The 17,734-nt window shown below is 64.8% G+C and carries 17 protein-coding genes; 10 read left to right on the forward strand and 7 right to left on the reverse strand.

Going from position 1 to position 17,734, the window contains the following annotated elements:
• Positions 1-62 precede the first annotated feature (62 nt).
• Genes AC0YKC_RS14755 through AC0YKC_RS14770 form a run of 4 tightly spaced genes read right to left on the reverse strand, consistent with a single transcriptional unit; the run spans position 63 to position 5,209 of the window.
• Positions 63-641, reverse strand: a complete 579-nt coding sequence (locus AC0YKC_RS14755) for a sarcosine oxidase subunit gamma (protein ID WP_488511564.1) — start codon at positions 639-641, stop codon at positions 63-65.
• Positions 634-3,627, reverse strand: coding sequence for a sarcosine oxidase subunit alpha (locus AC0YKC_RS14760; RefSeq protein WP_488511565.1), 2,994 nt, complete (start codon positions 3,625-3,627; stop codon positions 634-636). Before AC0YKC_RS14760 ends, AC0YKC_RS14755 begins: the two co-directional genes overlap by 8 nt.
• Entirely contained in the window at positions 3,624-3,920 is a 297-nt protein-coding gene (locus tag AC0YKC_RS14765) for a sarcosine oxidase subunit delta (protein ID WP_434723926.1), read from the reverse strand. The genes AC0YKC_RS14760 and AC0YKC_RS14765 overlap by 4 nt, the downstream gene beginning before the upstream one ends.
• A 35-nt stretch (positions 3,921-3,955) precedes the next feature.
• Positions 3,956-5,209 carry a sarcosine oxidase subunit beta gene (locus AC0YKC_RS14770; RefSeq protein WP_320293056.1) on the reverse strand — a complete coding sequence of 418 codons (1,254 nt, stop codon included), beginning with the start codon at positions 5,207-5,209 and terminating at the stop codon, positions 3,956-3,958.
• 116 nt (positions 5,210-5,325) lie between these two features.
• On the opposite strand from AC0YKC_RS14770, the gene AC0YKC_RS14775 reads away from it, so the two are divergent.
• From AC0YKC_RS14775 to AC0YKC_RS14805, 7 genes are all read left to right on the forward strand, one after another.
• A complete protein-coding gene (locus AC0YKC_RS14775) occupies positions 5,326-5,781 on the forward strand; it encodes a YrdB family protein (RefSeq protein WP_488511566.1) in 456 nt (151 codons plus the stop codon).
• A 100-nt stretch (positions 5,782-5,881) separates the two neighbouring features.
• On the forward strand, positions 5,882-6,640 hold the full coding sequence (locus tag AC0YKC_RS14780; RefSeq protein ID WP_488511567.1) for an SDR family oxidoreductase: 759 nt from the start codon (positions 5,882-5,884) through the stop codon (positions 6,638-6,640).
• 106 nt (positions 6,641-6,746) lie between these two features.
• Positions 6,747-7,139, forward strand: coding sequence for an SET domain-containing protein (locus tag AC0YKC_RS14785; RefSeq protein ID WP_434723928.1), 393 nt, complete (start codon positions 6,747-6,749; stop codon positions 7,137-7,139).
• Between the two features lie 173 nt (positions 7,140-7,312).
• A complete protein-coding gene (gene rpsU, locus AC0YKC_RS14790) occupies positions 7,313-7,579 on the forward strand; it encodes a 30S ribosomal protein S21 (RefSeq protein WP_027165252.1) in 267 nt (88 codons plus the stop codon).
• 132 nt (positions 7,580-7,711) lie between these two features.
• On the forward strand, positions 7,712-8,563 hold the full coding sequence (locus tag AC0YKC_RS14795; protein ID WP_434723929.1) for a tetratricopeptide repeat protein: 852 nt from the start codon (positions 7,712-7,714) through the stop codon (positions 8,561-8,563).
• Positions 8,564-8,761: 198 nt separating this feature from the next.
• Positions 8,762-9,238 carry a DUF992 domain-containing protein gene (locus AC0YKC_RS14800; RefSeq protein ID WP_320293051.1) on the forward strand — a complete coding sequence of 159 codons (477 nt, stop codon included), beginning with the start codon at positions 8,762-8,764 and terminating at the stop codon, positions 9,236-9,238.
• 236 nt (positions 9,239-9,474) lie between these two features.
• On the forward strand, positions 9,475-10,926 hold the full coding sequence (locus tag AC0YKC_RS14805) for an MFS transporter (RefSeq protein ID WP_434723931.1): 1,452 nt from the start codon (positions 9,475-9,477) through the stop codon (positions 10,924-10,926).
• 96 nt (positions 10,927-11,022) lie between these two features.
• On the opposite strand, the gene coaBC is transcribed toward AC0YKC_RS14805, so the two are convergent.
• From coaBC to ubiE, 3 genes are all read right to left on the reverse strand, one after another.
• Positions 11,023-12,495 carry a bifunctional phosphopantothenoylcysteine decarboxylase/phosphopantothenate--cysteine ligase CoaBC gene (coaBC, locus tag AC0YKC_RS14810; protein WP_488511568.1) on the reverse strand — a complete coding sequence of 491 codons (1,473 nt, stop codon included), beginning with the start codon at positions 12,493-12,495 and terminating at the stop codon, positions 11,023-11,025.
• A 72-nt stretch (positions 12,496-12,567) separates the two neighbouring features.
• Positions 12,568-14,142, reverse strand: coding sequence for a 2-polyprenylphenol 6-hydroxylase (ubiB, locus tag AC0YKC_RS14815; protein ID WP_488511569.1), 1,575 nt, complete (start codon positions 14,140-14,142; stop codon positions 12,568-12,570).
• 43 nt (positions 14,143-14,185) lie between these two features.
• A complete protein-coding gene (ubiE, locus tag AC0YKC_RS14820; protein ID WP_434723933.1) occupies positions 14,186-14,962 on the reverse strand; it encodes a bifunctional demethylmenaquinone methyltransferase/2-methoxy-6-polyprenyl-1,4-benzoquinol methylase UbiE in 777 nt (258 codons plus the stop codon).
• Between the two features lie 168 nt (positions 14,963-15,130).
• Between ubiE and AC0YKC_RS14825 the strand changes: the two genes are divergently transcribed.
• From AC0YKC_RS14825 to AC0YKC_RS14835, 3 genes are all read left to right on the forward strand, one after another.
• Positions 15,131-16,105, forward strand: coding sequence for an adenosine deaminase (locus AC0YKC_RS14825; protein WP_488511570.1), 975 nt, complete (start codon positions 15,131-15,133; stop codon positions 16,103-16,105).
• A gap of 142 nt (positions 16,106-16,247) precedes the next feature.
• Complete coding sequence (gene upp / locus AC0YKC_RS14830) at positions 16,248-16,877, forward strand: uracil phosphoribosyltransferase (RefSeq protein ID WP_112096510.1); 630 nt, start codon at positions 16,248-16,250, stop codon at positions 16,875-16,877.
• A 204-nt stretch (positions 16,878-17,081) separates the two neighbouring features.
• The gene (locus AC0YKC_RS14835) at positions 17,082-17,648 is read left to right on the forward strand and encodes a TIGR02281 family clan AA aspartic protease (protein ID WP_320293045.1); all 567 of its coding nucleotides are present in this window, start codon (positions 17,082-17,084) and stop codon (positions 17,646-17,648) included.
• Positions 17,649-17,734: the final 86 nt, after the last annotated feature.

Below are 17,734 nucleotides of genomic sequence, written 5' to 3' on the forward strand. Positions count from 1 at the left end.
GGAAACGGACAGGGCCGGCGATGGTTCCTGCCGCGCGGCTTTCCGACAGCGCAGCGTGAAGATCAGTTCGCCGCGTCGCTTGCCGCTTCCGACAGCAGAGTAAAGACATAGTCCGAGAAGGAACGCCAGCACTCCACCCGGAACGCGTCGGCCGCCGTGCGCAACAGCACGATCTCGGATTTGCCGAGGATGGTGCGCGAGGCCGCGCCGACGGGGAAAGCCTCGAGCGACAGGTCCTGCGGACAGCCCGAATTGACCGTCACCGCGGCCGATGGTCCAGCGACCGAAATCCCGACATTGCGGTGCGAGATACCGACCGCCGAATGCAGCGCCGTCACCTTGGCGCAGTCGGCGAGCGGATCGTTGCCCGCCTCGTCGATGATCAGCCATTCGTCCGGTCCGAGCCACAGCGCCGTGCGCCCGTCCTTGGTCGCCGAGGTCTTCGGCTTTGTCGGCAGCGTGACGCCGAGCGCCTTGGAGAGTTCGGCAAGCGAAGCCTGCGGCGCGCGCAGTGAAATACGCTCGGCCGGCGGCAGCATCTCCACCTTCACGCCAGGCGCCGACACCGTGCGACCGGCAAGCGCTGGGCGCCGCTCGACGGAAGCGGAAGCGGCTTTTGTCTTGGCGGTGGCCTTAGCCATTGAGGCGTTCTCCCTTCTCGTCGACGAACACCATGCCTGTGACCTCGACCTCGATCGTGCCGTTCGGCATCGGCACGTAGAGCGTCTCACCCAGGCGGTCGCGACCGCCGGCGACCAGCGCGAGCGCGATCGAGCGGCCGCAATTCTCCGACCAGTAGCTCGACGTGACATGGCCGATCATCTTCATCGGGATCGGCTGCTTCGGATCGGCGACGATCTGCGCGCCCTCTTCCAGCACGACCTTTGGATCCTTGGTCTTCAGGCCGACGAGTTGCTTGCGGCCCTTGGCCACCAGATCCGTCCGGGTCAGGCCGCGGATGCCGACGAAGTCGGTCTTCTTCTTGCCGACCGCCCAGTCGAGCCCGGCGTCGTTCGGCGTCACCGTGCCATCGGTATCCTGGCCGACGATGATGTAGCCCTTTTCGGCGCGCAGCACGTGCATCGACTCGGTGCCGTAGGCGGTCGCGCCATGTTTCTGGCCTTCGGCCCACAACGCTTCCCAGACCGCCTCACCGTAATCGGCCGGCACGTTGACCTCGAACCCGCGCTCGCCGGTGAAGGACATGCGGAACAGCCTCGTCGGCACCCCGCAGATCTTGCCTTCGCGCACCGACATATGCGGCATTCCCTCATCCGACATGTCGATGCCCTCGACCAGCGGCGCGATGATTTCGCGCGACTTCGGCCCCTGCACCGCGATCACCGCCCACTGCTCGGTGATCGAGGTCAGCCAGACGTTGAGATGCGGGAACTCGGTCTGGAGGTAATCCTCCATGTGGTTCATGACGCGCGGCGCGCCGCCGGTCGTCGTCGTCACGTGGAAGCGATCGGGTGCTAGCCGACCGACGACGCCGTCATCATAGATGAAGCCGTCCTCGCGCAGCATGATGCCATAGCGGCAGCGCCCGGTTTCCAGCTTCTCCCATGGGTTGGTGTAGAGCAGCTCCATGAATTTCGCGGCATCCGGCCCGACCACCTCGATCTTGCCGAGCGTCGAGGCGTCGAACAGCCCGCCGACCTTGCGCACCGTCACGCATTCGCGGTCGACCGCCTTGTGCATGTCCTCGCCGGCTTTCGGGAAATACCACGCGCGCTTCCAGTGGCCGACATCCTCAAACACGGCGCCATGCGAGGCCGCCCAGCCATGCGTCGCCGTACGCCGGGTCGGATCGAACAGCGCGCCGCGCGCATGCCCGACGATCGAGCCGAAGGTCACCGGCGTGTAGGGCGCGCGGAACGTTGTGAGGCCGACCTGCGGGATCGGCTTGCCGAGTTCCTCGGCGGCGATCGCCAGCCCATGCATGTTCGACGTCTTGCCCTGGTCGGTCGCCATGCCGTTGGTGGTGAAGCGCTTGACGTGCTCGATAGAGTGCATGCCTTCATGCACCGCCTGGCGGATGTCCTTGGCGGTGACGTCGTTCTGGAAATCGACGAAGGCCTTGACCGTGGTACCCGGCCCGGCACCGGGCCCTGCGCCCAGCATGCCGCGCGACCAGCTCTCGCCGGCGTCGACCTTCGGCTTGGCTCCCTTGCCGGCTTTGCCGCCGGCGTCCTTCGCCGCCTTGGCGCCCGCCGCATAGGCCTCGTCGACCGTCGCGTCCAGTCCGTCTGTGCCGTTGCAGGCGCCGACCGAGACGCAGTCCTGCGCATAGGTGCCGGGCACGAAGCGCTTGGTCTCATCGTTGAAGGCGACCTTGCCGCGCGACTGCGAGAACAGATGCACCGACGGCGTCCAGCCGGCCGACATCAGGACCGCGTCCACCGGAATGGTCCGCTCGCCGCCGCCATTCTTCGGTTGCACGGTCATGGAGGACACGCGCAGCTTGCCGCCGGCGCTGACCACCGCACGGCCGAAATTGATCTCGATGCCGAGCGCCCTCGCCTCGTCGATCGCCGGTCCAGCCGGGTTGTCGCGCAGGTCGACGATCGCCGCGACATTGACGCCTGCCTTCTTGAGGTCGATGGCCGCCGCGTAAGCGGAATCGTTGGCCGTATAGACGCCGACATTCCTGCCGACCGCGACGCCATAGTGGTTGAGGTATGTGCGCGCCGCAGAAGCCAGCATCACGCCCGGGCGGTCGTTGTTGGCGAACACCATATGGCGCTCGATTGCGCCGGTGGCGATCACGACGCGCCCGGCGCGAACCTGCCACAGGCGTTCGCGCGCCAGCTCATGTCCGGGGCTCTTGAGATGGTCGCTGACCCGCTCGACCAAGCCGACGAAATTCTGCGCGTAATAGCCGAAGGCAGTCGTGCGCGACAGCACGCGCACATTGTCCATCGCCTTGAGCTTCGCGATTGCGGCTTGCGCCCACGCATGGCCGCTCTGGCCGTCGATCCTGGCGCCGCTCTCGAAGCGCAGGCTGCCGCCGAATTCGGCCTGTTCGTCGGCGAGGATCACCCGCACGCCCGTTTCGGCAGCGGCGAGCGCGGCCGCAATGCCGGCGGCGCCGCCGCCCAGCACCAGCACCTCGCAATGCGCGTAGCGCGCGGCATAGTGGTCCGGATCCGGCTTCTCGGGTGAAACGCCGAGGCCGGCGGCCGCGCGGATCTTCGGCTCGTAGAGATCCTTCCAGGCCCATTTCGGCCACATGAAGGTCTTGTAGTAGAAGCCGGCCGAGAACATCGGCGAGGCGATGTCGTTGACGGCGCCGATGTCGAAGGCGAGCGAGGGCCAGCGGTTCTGCGAGTTGGCCGTCAGCCCGTCATAGAGCTCCTGCACGGTGGCGCGCACATTGGGCGTCTTGCGCGCATCGTCGCGCACGATCTGCACCAGCGCATTGGGCTCTTCCGCGCCGGCCGAGAGGAAGCCGCGCGGCCGGTGGTACTTGAACGAGCGCCCGACCAGATGCACGCCATTGGCGAGCAGCGCCGAGGCAAGCGTGTCGCCCTCGATGCCGGTATAGGACTTGTCGTCGAAGCTGAACGAGGCGGTCTTCGCCTGGCTCAGGCGGCCGGCGCCGGAGATACGGAATGCGGCGCTCATTTCGCGGCTCCAGGCAGTTTCGCCGGCTTCGGCTCGCCGGCCTTGTAGGTCATGACGAACCTGTCGGTGACGGTGTCGCGCACCGCGTTGAAGAAGCGCGCGCAACCATGGATGTGCCGCCAGCGCTCATAGATGACGCCCTTCGGATTGGCGCGGATGAAGAAGAATTTCTCGAAATCGTCGTCGCTCTCGGCGGCAATGTTGGTGGAGCGCGCGATATGCGCCTCGCCGGCATTGCGGAACTCGAGTTCCGGGCGCTCTTCCTCGCAATAGGGGCAGCGGATGAGAAGCATTCTGTTTGTTCCTACAATTCGCCGTAGTCGATGGATCAGTGCGCCACCGCCGCCGCGGCGGCCTCGTCGATGAGACGGCCGGTGCGGAAGCGCTCGAGCGTGAAGGGCGCGTTGATCGGATGCGGCTCGTCCTTCGCGATCGTATGGGCAAAGACGTTGCCCGAACCGGGTGTCGCCTTGAAGCCGCCCGTGCCCCAGCCGCAATTGACGTAGAGGCCCTTGACCGGCGTCTTCGCCAGGATCGGCGACCGGTCGGGAGTGACGTCGACGATGCCGCCCCAGGAGCGCAGCATCTTCATGCGCGTGAAGATCGGGAACATCTCGCAGATGGCATCGAGCGTGTGCTGCAGGATGTGCAAGCCGCCGGTCTGCGAATAGGAGACGTACTGGTCGGTTCCGGCGCCGATCACCAGCTCTCCCTTGTCTGACTGCGAGATATAGGCGTGCACCGTGTTCGACATCACCACGCAGGGCACGACCGGCTTGATCGGCTCCGACACCAGCGCCTGCAGCGGATAGCTTTCGAGCGGCATGCGCACGCCGGCCATGTTCATGATGACGGAGGAATGGCCGGCCGCGACCACGCCGACCTTCTTGGCGCCGATGAAGCCGCGCGTCGTCTCCACGCCGCTGACCGCGCCGTTCGCGGCGCGCTTGATGCCGGTGACCTCGCAGTTCTGGATGATGTGCACGCCGCGCGCCGAGGCGCCGCGCGCATAGCCCCAGGCAACCGCGTCATGACGCGCCGTGCCGCCGCGCCGCTGCAACGCCGCGCCCATCACCGGATAGCGCGCTTCCTTGGAGATGTTGAGCGGCGGACAGAATTCCTTCGCCTGCTCCGGCGTCAGCCACTCATTGTCGATGCCGTTGAGCCGGTTGGCGTGGATGTGGCGCTTGAACACCTGGATGTCGTGCACATTGTGCGCCAGCATCATGACGCCGCGCGCCGAATACATGACGTTGTAGTTGAGCTCCTGGCTCAGCCCGTCCCACAGCTTCAGCGCATGGTCGTAGATGCCGGCGCTCTCGTCATAAAGGTAATTGGAGCGGATGATAGTGGTGTTGCGGCCGGTGTTGCCGCCGCCGAGCCAGCCCTTTTCCAGCACCGCGATGTTGGTGATGCCGTGCTCGCTCGCCAGATAATAGGCCGTCGCCAGGCCGTGCCCGCCGGCGCCGACGATGATGACGTCGTATTCCTTCTTCGGCTCAGGCGACGTCCACTGTTCTTCCCAGCCCTTGTGGCCGCGCATGGCCTCGCGGGCAATGGCGAATACCGAGTATTTCTTCACGTTAAGCCTCGCGCCAAAAATCGCGGATGTGGTTCGGGCCTCTCCCGTCACGCGAGGTGTATCACTAGCGAAACAGCGATGTCATCCTTGCGCTGTTTGCGACGGCGCTTGCCGTTTTGCGCCTCGGTCAAAATGATGCATCCGATCTGGCTTCGACAGGGGTCTTCGGCGACACTTCCCGTCGCGCGAATCCGGAGACGATGATGGGTAACGCCTGGTGGAATCTTATCCTGCGCTTTCTGCTTGAGCTTGCCGCCTTGCTTGGTCTCGGCATGGCGGGCTGGAGCCTCTCGGCCGGATTCTGGCGCTGGATTCTCGCTATTGGCTTGCCAATCGTCGCGGCCGTGTTGTGGGGCACTTTCGCCGTGCCCGACGATCCGAGCCGGTCGGGCCGAGCTCCGGTGCCGGTGCCCGGCGCCGTCAGGCTGGCGCTGGAACTTGTCATCCTGTTCGGCGGCGCCACGGGATTCTATCTGACCGGTCACGCCGCCATTGGCATCGTCATGGCCCTGTTGATTGCCTTCAACTATGCCTTCTCGCTGGACCGGCTGGGTTGGCTGTTGCGGCAGTAGGGCAATGGCGGCCGTTGCAGGTTTCGGGTGGCCGCGGCAATCCTCATCTGCGACCAAGCATCCATCGCCGCAAGCCGGCACAAAGGAAGGATGCTGAGACATGTTCACCCTGGCAAGCAAAGTCGCCATCGTCACTGGCGCCAGTTCCGGCATCGGCCGCGCCACCGCCAGGCTGTTTGCCGAGCAAGGCGCGAGCCTGGTCGTCGCCGCCCGGCGCCAAGCCGAGCTCGACACGCTCGTCGGCGAGATCGAGGATGCCGGGGGCACTGCGGTCGCACTTGCGGGCGACGTAAGGGACGAAGCCTATGCGCGGGCGTTGGTGGAACTCGCTGTGGCTCGCTTCGGCGGCCTCGACATCGCCTTCAACAATGCCGGCGCCGTTGGCGTGATGGGGCCGGTGACCGACTTGGCGCCGGCGACCTGGCAGGAGACGATGGACACCAACCTGACCAGCGCCTATCTCGCCGCCAGGCACCAGATTCCGACCATGCTGGAGCGCGGCGGCGGTTCGCTGATCTTCACCTCGAGCTTCGTCGGCTACACTGCCGGCATGCCGGGCATGGCTGCCTACGCCGCAGCCAAGGCCGGACTGATCGGCCTGACGCAGGTGCTCGCCGCCGAGTACGGCCCGCAAGGACTGCGCGTCAACGCGCTGCTGCCCGGCGGCACCGACACGCCCGGCGCGACCACAACCACACCCGAGGCGCGCGCCTTCGTCGAAGGCATTCATGCGTTGAAGCGCATGGCGCAGCCGGAGGAGATCGCCCGCTCCGCGCTCTATCTCGCCTCGGATGCCTCGAGCTTCACCACCGGCACGGCATTGTTTGCCGATGGCGGCGTCTCGATCAACCGGACGTGATCGCCCGGCGGACAGCAGACATGCTCATCCGTTGAAATCTAGCGATACGGCCTTGCATTCCGGTCCAATTTGACGATTTGTTTCCCGTCGAAATCGGACCGGAACGATGCTGCTGATCAGAACCTATGTTGCCCAGAGCGCCATCGAAGGCGTCGGGGTCTTTGCCGCGGAGCCGATCCGCAAAGGCGCCTCGATCTGGCGCCTCGATCCGGATTTCGACCGGCTGATCCCGATGGAAAAATATGAAGCCGCATCCCCGCATCTCAAGGAACTGCTCGACCGCTATGCCTATCCGAGCCCGGACAAGCCCGGCTTCATGGTCTATGAGGTCGACAATGGCCGCTTCATGAACCATTCGGAGCGGCCGAACACGGATTTCTCGCAATATGGCGGCGCCACCGCCATTCGCGACATCGCCGCAGGCGAGGAAATCACCTGCGATTATGGCGAGTTTTTCGAGGACTTCGCCCGCCTCCATCTGGCGGCGGTGGACGGTTGAAGCACTGCCGGGCGCAGCGCTCGGGTTTTTGATCGCTGTTTCCCGCAATCAGCGGTGGACATCCCAGCCTGATTCTGCTATCAGCCGCCACAATTCGCGGTGCAATTCGCCGCGGAGGCATCCCAGCTATGGCTGATTGCCTAACGATTTCAAACCCGAAGACAGGATTGCCCGTGCAGGTACTCGTCCGCGACAACAACGTTGATCAGGCGCTTCGCGCGCTGAAGAAGAAGATGCAGCGCGAAGGTATTTTCCGCGAAATGAAGATGCGCGGTCACTACGAGAAGCCGTCCGAGAAGCGTGCCCGCGAGAAGGCTGAGGCCGTGCGCCGCGCCCGCAAGCTGGCCCGCAAGCGCGCCCAGCGCGAAGGCCTGCTGCCGATGACCCCGCGTCCGGCTCCGGCTGGTGCCGCCGGCGCTTCGCGCTCGCCGCGCTCATAACGCCTATTTTTCGTCCTTTTCGAAGGATACCGAGGGTGGCGCGATGCGGAATCGCCGCCACCTTTTTGTTTATGCATAGGAGCCGGTTCGGAGAGGGAACGAACTGACGGCGCTGCGGCAGTGAGGACAAAGATGAACGCAATTTCCGTGGAGCGCAAAACCGCTTTTCGCGGCTTCGCCCTGACGGCGGCCCTGCTTTCGGGTCTGACGCTTGCAGCATGCCAGACGACGCCGACCGGCGAGTTCAACAACATCGACAAGGCGCAAGGCTCGAGCGAGAACATCTCGTCGCTTTCGGCCGTCATCCAGCGCAGCCCGCAGGATCCCGAGGGCTACAATGTGCGCGGCTCGGCCTATGGCCGCGGCGGCCAGTACCAGGCGGCGCTGAAGGACTTCAACCAGGCCATCCAGCTCAACCCGAACTTCTACCAGGCCTATTCGAACCGCGCGCTGATCCAGCGCTTCCTCGGCAACCAGGAAGCCGCCTTGGCCGACTATAACCGCTCGATCCAGATCAACGCCAATTACGACGCCGCCTATATCGGCCGCGGTAATCTCTATCGCAAGGCCGGCCGCACCCAGGATGCCTTCAACGACTTCCAGAAGGCGATCCAGCTCGACACCACCGACGCTCGCGCCTACCACAATCGCGGCCTGATCTATCAGAGCCAGGGCCAGCACAAATTCGCCATCGAGGATTTCTCGACCGCGATCTCGCTGGCGCCGGACGCTGCCGAGCCCTACAACGGCCGCGGCCTCTCCTATCTGGCCACAGGCGACCAGGACAACGCTTTCTCCGACTTCAACATGGCCATCAAGCTCGACGGCAAGAACGCCGAGGCCTGGGCCAACCAGGCGCTGATCTATGAAAAGCGCGGCGACAAGGTAAGGGCGGCCAAGTCCTACCGCGAGGCCGTCCACCTCGACCCCAACTACCAGCCGGCCAAGGACGGCCTGTCGCGCACCGGCGGCAACGCCAGCTGATCGAAAGCTGACGCCGCGTCGTCCCCGGTCGCCGCTGGCGACCGTGGTGTTGCGCTGCGGAGACGCCCGATAGCGATCCGTTAACCGCCCAGCGCGATGCGTTAACCTTTGCCATGTTCGCGCCAAGTTTCCGGCGGAACGCTCCGTGCACCTCGATCGTTTAGGCCGGGGCCAAGATTTCGCGAAAGGACCTTTCCAATGATCAAAACACTTGCCTGTGCCGCTGCCGCGCTTGCCGCCACGGTCCTCGCTTCTCCGGTAAGCGCCGGCACGCTCCGACTCGGCACGCTCGATTGCACGATCGACGGCGGCATCGGCTACGTCATCACGTCGAACAAGGGCGTCGCCTGTACCTTCCGTCCCTACCATCACGGGCCGGCCGAGCAGTACACCGGCATGATCTCCAAGCTCGGCGTCGACATTGGCCAGACGCATCAGGGTCAACTCGTCTGGGCGGTGCTCGGCGCCACGCGTCATCATGAGGCGGGCGACCTCGCCGGCAGCTATTACGGCGTCAACGCCGAGGCTTCCGTGGTGACCGGCGGCGGCGCCAATCTCCTGGTCGGCGGCCTCGACGGCGCCTTCATGCTGGAGCCGCTCAGCGTCCAGGCGCAGACCGGCGTCAACCTCGCCGTCGCGGTGGCCTCGCTGGATCTCGTCCACTCCTACAAGTGAAGCTTTCGGCTTCAAAAGTCCGTCTGGAACACTTGGCCCGGAACACCCTTGTTCCGGGCCAAGTGCTTTTTTGAGGATCGCATAAGGTCGTTAAACCCACGATCCTGCCTGCAACGTCAGATTCGCGAAAAAGCCTCTTGAGCTCAACTACGCTTGAGGTTCTACAAGCACCGCCGAACTGGACCTGGCGCCCATTTGAAAAGCGAATGAGGCTGCAATGCATCGAGGAGATTGGCGTGACGGCAGAAAGCGGCAACAAGGTGTCCGGCCACAGGGTGGATTGGCGGGCGCTGTGGGCGAGCGGCGACCTGGCACGCTTCTGTTTCGTCAGCCTCGGTATCCTCCTGCATGCCACCAACGAGACGATGGTGGCGACGGTGATGCCCGCCATGGTCGGCGATCTCGCGGGCGTGCAGCTGGTTGGCTGGTCGCTGGCGGTCTACGAGCTTGGCGCCATTGTCGCGGGTGCCGCGGCCGGCCGGCTGGTCAGCTATGTCGCGCTGCGCTCCAACATGATGGTCGCAGCCCTGCTCTATGCGGCCGGCGCGTTGATTTGCGCAACGGCCCCTTCGATGCCGCTGTTCCTCGCCGGGCGCCTGGTCGAAGGCCTTGGCGGCGGCGCGCTCGTGTCGCTGGCCTTCGTCTCGGTCGAGCGCCTGTTTCCACGCAACATCTGGCCGCAGCTCTTCGGCATCATGTCCGCGGTCTGGGGCGTCGCCGCCTTCAGCGGCCCGATGCTCGGCGCGCTCATGACCGAGTTCCTGTCATGGCGCTGGGCGTTCGGCATCTTCACTTTCGGCGGCGCGGCGATGGCGCTGGCGAGCTTCATCGTGCTTGACACGCCCGAGGCAGCGAAGCCGCAGGCCGTCGGCGGCAGGGCGCCACGCTTTCCCTATCCGGCGCTCGCCTGTCTCGCCTTCAGCGTGGTGCTGATCGCCGCAGCCGGCATCGATATTGCCCTTGTGCGCTCGTCGCTGCTGCTCCTGCTCGGCCTGATCGGCTTGGCGTTGTTCTTCCGCATCGATGCTCTCAGGCCGCAATCGCGGCTCTTTCCATCGCCTTTGTTCTCGTGGCGCTCGCCGCTTGGCAGCGGCATGACCATGGTTGCGGCATTCTCCGTGGCCACCTGCAGCTTCACCATCTACGGGCCGCTGCTTCTGACCACGCTGCACGACATACCGATCCTGACCACCGGCTACATCATTGCCGCCGAATCGATCGCCTGGTCGATCCTGTCGATCCTCGTCGCCAATGCGCCGCTGGAGCGCGAGAGACTGATCATCGTCGTCGGCGCGCTGATGATCGCCTCCGGTCTCGCCGGTTTCGCCTATGCCATTCCGGCAGGCTCGATCCCGCTGATCCTGCTCTGCGCCCTGCTGCAGGGCGGCGGCTTCGGCGTGTGCTGGCCATTCCTCACGCGCGTCATCGTCGCTTCGGCCCGCGACGGCGAGCAGACGATAGCCTCGGCCGCCGTGCCGACCATGCAGCGCATCGGCTACGCGGTGGGCGCAGCACTTGCCGGCATCGTCGCCAATGCCAGCGGCTTCTCGGAGGGCCTGAACCGTGAAGCCGCCGCCGGCGTCGCCGGCTGGCTGTTCCTCGCCTTCGTGCCGCTTGGGGTCCTTGGATGCATCGCCGCGCTCAGGATCGCGCTGCCGGCGTTGCGGCCTCAGCAAGCGGCCGGCTAGAGCAATTCCAGGAAAAGTGTATGCGGTTTTCCGTCCGGAATTGCGTAAAACAAAGGGATAGAGCGGTTCGCCGTTTCCGTGAAACGGTGAAACGCTCTAGACGACGACTGTCGCCAATCGCTCGGCAATCAGCGCGGCGAGCCGGGCCGCCACTTCGTCCTTGCCCATTTCCGGCCATTCCTCGACGCCGGTCCTGGAGACGATGCGCACCTTGTTGCGGTCGCCGCCCATCACGCCGGACGGCCCGATGCCGCTTTCATGCGAAACATCATTGGCGACGATGAAGTCGGCGCCCTTTTTCTTGAGCTTTGCCTCTGCATTGGCGATGAGGTCCTGCGTCTCGGCGGCGAAGCCGACGACGAGGCCTGGCCGCTGCGCATGATGGCCGATGCCGGCCAGGATGTCGGGATTTTCGACCATCTGCAGCGAAGGCGGTCCTTCGCCCGCCACCTTCTTGATCTTCTCGCCGGCGGCGTTGGCGGTGCGCCAATCGGCGACCGCCGCGACGAACACGGCGGCATCCGCCGGCAACAGGCTCTCGACCGCCTGCTTCATCTGGGCGGCTGTTTCGACATGCGTGGTCGCGACACCGGCCGGATCGGCGATGGTGACTGGACCGGAGACGAGCCGCACATCGGCGCCGAGCTTCGCAAGCGCGGTCGCGATCGCATGGCCCTGCTTGCCCGACGAGCGGTTGGCGATGTAGCGCACCGGATCGATAGGCTCATGCGTCGGCCCGGAGGTGACGATGATCCTGCGGCCGGCAAGCGGCTTCGGCTTCTCGTCGAGCATCGCCTCGATCGCGGCGACGATCTCGAGCGGCTCGGCCATACGGCCCTCGCCGGCTTCGTTGCTTTCGGCCATCTCGCCCTTGGCGGGACCGACAAAGGCGATGCCGTCCTTCTGCAAGGTCGCGCGATTGCGCCGCGTTGCCGGATGCGCCCACATCTTCGGGTTCATCGCCGGGGCCATCAGCACCTTCTTGTCGGTGGCCAGAAGCACCGTCGAGGCAAGGTCGTTCGCATGGCCGTTGGCGAGCTTCGCCATCAGGTCGGCGGTCGCCGGCGCAACGACCAGCAGGTCGGCCTCGCGCGACAGGCGGATATGGCCGACATCGTGCTCGTCATTGCGGTCGAACAGCTCGGTGAAGACATGGTCGGCCGAAAGCGCGCCGACCGACAGCGTGGTGACGAATTCCTGCGCGGCCGACGTCATCACCACCCGCACCGAAGCGCCGCGTTCGCGCAGCCTGCGGATGAGGTCGAGCGCCTTGTAGGCGGCGATGCCGCCGCCGATGATGAGCAGGATGCGCTTTCCGGAGAGCGAGCCCCTCGGGACCGGCCTGCCGGCAGCGGCGACAACCGGCGTCGCCTGCTCATTCGCCTCTGTCAGCGCACGCAGGGTCTGCTCGATCTGGCCGATGCGGTCGGACTGCCCTGCCCGGCCTTCGACCGCGGCGCGGATCATCGCCCGCGCCTGCTCTTCCATCGAGCAGCCATTTTCGGCCGCGAGTTGCCGGAGCAGGTCCTTGACCTCGTCATCGAGATTACGGATCGTGATGCTAGCCATGTGATTGCACTCGCTTGCATGCAGTGCATGCGATGATAGCAATGCAATCAGACTGCGGCAACCGCTTGGCAATCAGAGCAATTTCCAGGCGATGTAGATCAGGGTCAGCGCGATCACCCATAGCGCCACACGGCCGGAGCGGGTGTGGCGCGCTTCGGCCTTGCCGATGGCGCGGGCGGTCGCTTCGTCGAAGCGCAGGCCTTTCTCGGCCATCAGATCGATCTCGCGCGACAGCCGGTCGGTGCGGGCAGCGAGGTCCGGCGCCTGCCGTGCAAGCGCCAGCAGCGCCTTGGCGCCGTCGCGCGCGTCGGTGAGCAGTCCGCGCGGACCGAGATTGCCGGCGATCCAGTCGCCGACCACGGGCTCCGAGGTCTTCCACATGTTGAAGGCCGGATCGAGCGTGCGGGCAACACCCTCGACGACCACCATCGTCTTCTGCAGCAGGATCAGCTCCGGCCGAGTCGCCATGTCGAACAGCTCGGTGACCTCGAACAGCAAGGTCAGGAGCTTGGCCATCGAGATGGTGTCGGCCGACTGGCCGTGGATCGGCTCGCCGATGGCGCGGATCGCCTGCGCGAAGGCCGAGACATTGTGCTGGCGCGGCACGTAGCCTGCCTCGAAATGCACTTCGGCGACACGCTGGTAGTCGCGCACGATGAAGCCGTAGAGGATCTCGGCGAGGAAGCGGCGCTCCTTCTTGCCGAGCCGGCCGGCAATGCCGAGATCGACCGCGACGATGGTGCCGTTGGCCTCGACGAACAGGTTTCCCGGATGCATGTCGGCATGGAAGAAGCCGTCGCGCAGTGTGTGCCTAAGGAACGACTGGATGAGATTGGCGGCGATCGCCTTGAGGTCGTGGCCGGCCTCGGCAAGGCCGGCGATGTCGTTCATCTTGACGCCGTCGATCCACTCCATGGTGAGCACGTCGCGGCCGGTCCGCTCCCAATCGACCGCGGGCACGCGAAAACCCGGATCGTCCTTGGTGTTTTCGCCGAGTTCCGAGAGCGCCGCCGCCTCGAGCCGCAGGTCCATCTCGATCCTGGTGGTCTGCGCCAGCGTCTCGGTAACCTCGACCGGGCGCAGCCGGCGCGACGAGGGGATGTATTTTTCCTGCAGATGGGCCGCGAGGAAATAGCTTTCGAGATCCTGGTAGAAGCGGTGCCGCACGCCGGGCCGGATCACCTTAACCGCCACGCGCGAAGCGGCGCCTTCGCGCGCGACCTCCGCACTGTGCACCTGCGCGATCGAGGCGGCAGCCACCGGCTGACCGAAGGCGACATAGAGGTCGTCGATCTTGCGCCCGAGCGAGCCTTCGATCGCGTGGACCGCTTCCGCCTTCGGGAAGGTGTGCATCTTGTCCTGCAGCAGCGCGAGATCGAGCGCCATGTCGTTGCCGACGACATCGGGCCGAGTCGCCAGGAACTGGCCGAGCTTGACGTAGGAAGGTCCGAGCCGCACCACCGCCCGCGCCAGCCTGTCGCCGCGCTGATAGCTCAGCGCCCGACGGCGGGTAAAAAGCCGCGCCACGCGCCAGCCGAATTTCGGCATGCCGGAGAGCTCTTCGCCCGGCAACGCCGCGACGACGCCCTCGCGGACCAGCACCCAGCCGGCCCTGGCCAGCCTGAAGGCGGCGCCGACGCTGCTCATAGGCCAGCCTGTTGCAAAGGAGCCTGCTGCAAGGGGCCGCGCCTCAAAGCTTCCAGCCGGAATGAAGGGCGGCGATGCCGCCGGAATAGTTGCGGAAGGTGACGCGGTCGAAGCCGGCGCGGGTGATCATCGCCGCGAAATTCTGCTGGTTGGGGAACTTGCGGATGGATTCGACGAGATAGGAATAGGGTTCGCCGTCGCCGGTCACCGCCTTGCCGATCTTGGGGATGGCGTTGAACGACCAGGCCTCATAGGCCTTGTCGAGCAATGGCATGTCGACCTCGGAGAATTCCAGGCAGAGCAACCGTCCGCCTCGCTTCAGCACGCGATAGGCTTCGGCAAGCGCGACCTCGATGCGCGGCACGTTGCGGATGCCGAACGCGATCGTATAGGCGTCGAAGGTCTCGTCCTCGAACGGCAATTCCTCAGCATTGGCCTCGACGAAGTCGGTGTTTGCCGCAAGGCCCTGCTTCTCGGCGCGGTCGCGGCCGACCGCCAGCATCGAGCCGTTGATGTCGAGCACCGTGGCATGGGCCTGGCGCTGGCTGGCCTCGACGATGCGGAAGGCGATGTCGCCCGTGCCGCCGGCGACGTCGAGCACTTTCCAGCCCGGCCGCTTCGGCGGGTTCAGCCAGGCGACCATCGCGTCCTTCCACAACCGATGCAACCCAGCCGACATCAGATCGTTCATGAGGTCGTATCGATTGGCCACCTTATGGAAGACGTCGTTGACGAGGGGCTGCTTCTCGCCTTCCCCGACCTTCTTGAAACCATAGGAGGTTTCCATGCCGCCCGCGGCCGTGGTTCTCTCAACTGACATTATTTTGATCCGTCATAAAACCGGCGGGACCATAGCCGATCGATGGTGCCGACGCTATTGTCCAGGGCGCGGTTTTCGGCCGCGCTTTCAAAACACGGTCGAGAAAGGTTCCGCATGATTTTCCGGCCAGAATCCGCGCGAGATCAGCATGCCGAGCGGAATGACCGCATGATTTTGAAGGCCGAACTGCACTGCCACATCGAAGGGGCGGCAGCACCAGAGCTCGTCGTCGCCCAGGCCCGCAAATATGGCCAGGACCCTTCGCCCTACATCCAGGACGGCTCCTTCGTCTGGCACGATTTCACCTCGTTTCTCGCCGCCTACGATTTCGCTTCCGACCTGTTTCGCACCGAAGAGGACTATGCGCGCCTCTCCGACCACTATCTGACCAGCCTCGCCCGTGACGGCGCCATCTATTCCGAGGTTTTCACCTCGCCGGACCATGCCAAAAAGGCCGGGCTATCACCAAAAGCCTACACGGATGCGCTGGGCGAAGGCATGGTCCGCGCCAAGGCCAAGACCGGCATCGAGGGCCGCATGATCGTCACCGGCGTGCGCCATGTCGGGGTTGAGGCGATCGAGCAGGCGGCGCGCTTCGCGGCGCGCTGCGGCCACCCGCTGGTGACCGGCTTCGGCGTCGCCGGCGACGAGCGAATCGGCGACTTCGAGGACTATGTGCGCGCCTTCGAGATCGCGCGCGAAGCGGGCCTCGGCATCACCATCCATGCCGGCGAGCTGATGGGTTGGGAAAGCGTCAAGGCGGCCCTCGACCACATTCGCCCTTCCCGCATCGGCCATGGCGTTCGCGCCATCGAGAACCCGGACCTCGTCCGCCGCATCGCCGCCGAGGGCGTGGTGCTGGAATGCTGCCCGGGCTCCAACATCGCGCTGAAAGTGTTCGACAGCTTCGCCGACCATCCTTTTCCGGCACTGCGCGCTGCCGGCTGCAAGGTGACGCTCAATTCCGACGACCCGCCTTATTTCTGGACTTCGCTGAAGCGCGAATACGATATCGCCGCCGAGCATTTCGCCATGGACGACAAGGCGCTCGCCGGGATCACCCGGACGGCCATCGAAGCGGCCTTCGTGGACAAGAAGACCAAGGCGATGTTGCTGACCAGGCTCGACGCCAGAGTCCGGTGAATGGTGAATGGTGAATGGTGAATGGTGAATGGTGAATGGTTTGCCGGCTCTTCGGCCTGTCAACCGCAATCATCGATCCATCGGGACTCGCAAACCCGCTCACTATTCACTATTCACTATTCACCATTCACTGGAGCAGACCATGCAGGGCGTCACCGTCGTCGACCACCCCCTTGTCCAGCACAAGCTGACCATCATGCGCAAGAAGGAGACCTCGACCGCCGGCTTCCGGCGGCTGCTGCGCGAGATTTCGCTGCTCTTGGGCTATGAGGTGACCCGCAATCTCGAACTGACCACGACCATGATCGAGACGCCGATCGAGGAGATGGAGGCGCCGACGCTCGAGGGCAAGAAGCTGGTCTTCGCCTCGGTGCTGCGCGCCGGCAACGGCCTGCTCGAGGGCCTGCTCGACCTAGTGCCGGCGGCGCGCGTCGCCCATATCGGCCTCTACCGTGATCACGACACGCTGGAAGCGGTCGAATATTTCTTCAAGGCGCCGAGCGATCTTGCCGACCGTCTGGTGATCGTCGTCGATCCGATGCTGGCGACCGCGAATTCGGCGATCGCCGCGATCGACAAGCTGAAAGGACGCGGCGCCACAAACATCCGCTTCCTGTGCCTGCTCGCGGCGCCGGAAGGCATCGAGCGCTTCACCAAGGCGCATCCGGACGTGCCGATCTTCACCGCCTCGATAGACCGGCAGTTGAACGACAAGGGCTATATCATGCCCGGCCTCGGCGACGCTGGTGACCGCATGTACGGGACAAAATGAGCGGTCTTCTTTACCGCCTGTTTACGCAGACAAGCGGTTCCGGCACGCGTTAAAGTCGCAAACACCATGTCGGCCTAAGGATGCTGCCTTCGGGAGCAATTCCAGGAAGAGTGTGAAGCGGTTTTCCGTTCGGAATTGCTCCAAAACAAAGGGATAGAGCGGTTCGACGTTTCCTTGAAACGGTGAAACGCTCCAGGGGCATCCATGCTGCGCAAGCTTCTCATCCTTGGCATCTTTGCCGGAACCTCGGCTTCTATCCCGATTGTCTATCAGGCGAATCCGCATCTGGTGGACAGCCTGCTGAAATCGACCGTCGCCTCGCAGCCGGCAACGCCGGAGGCTCAGCCGCAGGTCAATCTCGCTTCGGTCCCGGACAAGCCCGCCGCCCCGATGCCGCTCGGCCGCCAGGTGCTGGTCAATGCCGATGGACGCGGTCACTTTACGTCGCAGTTCAAGCTCAACGGCCGCCAGATCGACGGCATGATCGACACCGGCGCGACGCTGGTCGCCATCAACACCTCGACCGCGCGCAGGATCGGCATCTCGCTCAACCCATCCGACTTCAATCACCAGGTGAACACCGCCAACGGGGCGATCAAGGCCGCCGTGGTGACGGTCGACCGCCTGCAGATCGGCAAGATCGCGATCGACAACGTCCAGGCGATGGTGCTCGACGACAGGGCGCTGCAGACCAACCTGATCGGCATGAGCTTCCTGCAGCGCTTGCAGAAATACCAGGTCCAGGACGGCTCGCTGCTGCTCGTTCAGTGAGTTCGCATAAGCAATTCCAGGAAAAGTGTGCAGCGGTTAGGCTCGGCGATCTCGCCGTAGCCTTCCGTCCGGAATTGCGTCAAGAA

The organism is Mesorhizobium sp. CNPSo 4661 (genome assembly GCF_057784215.1).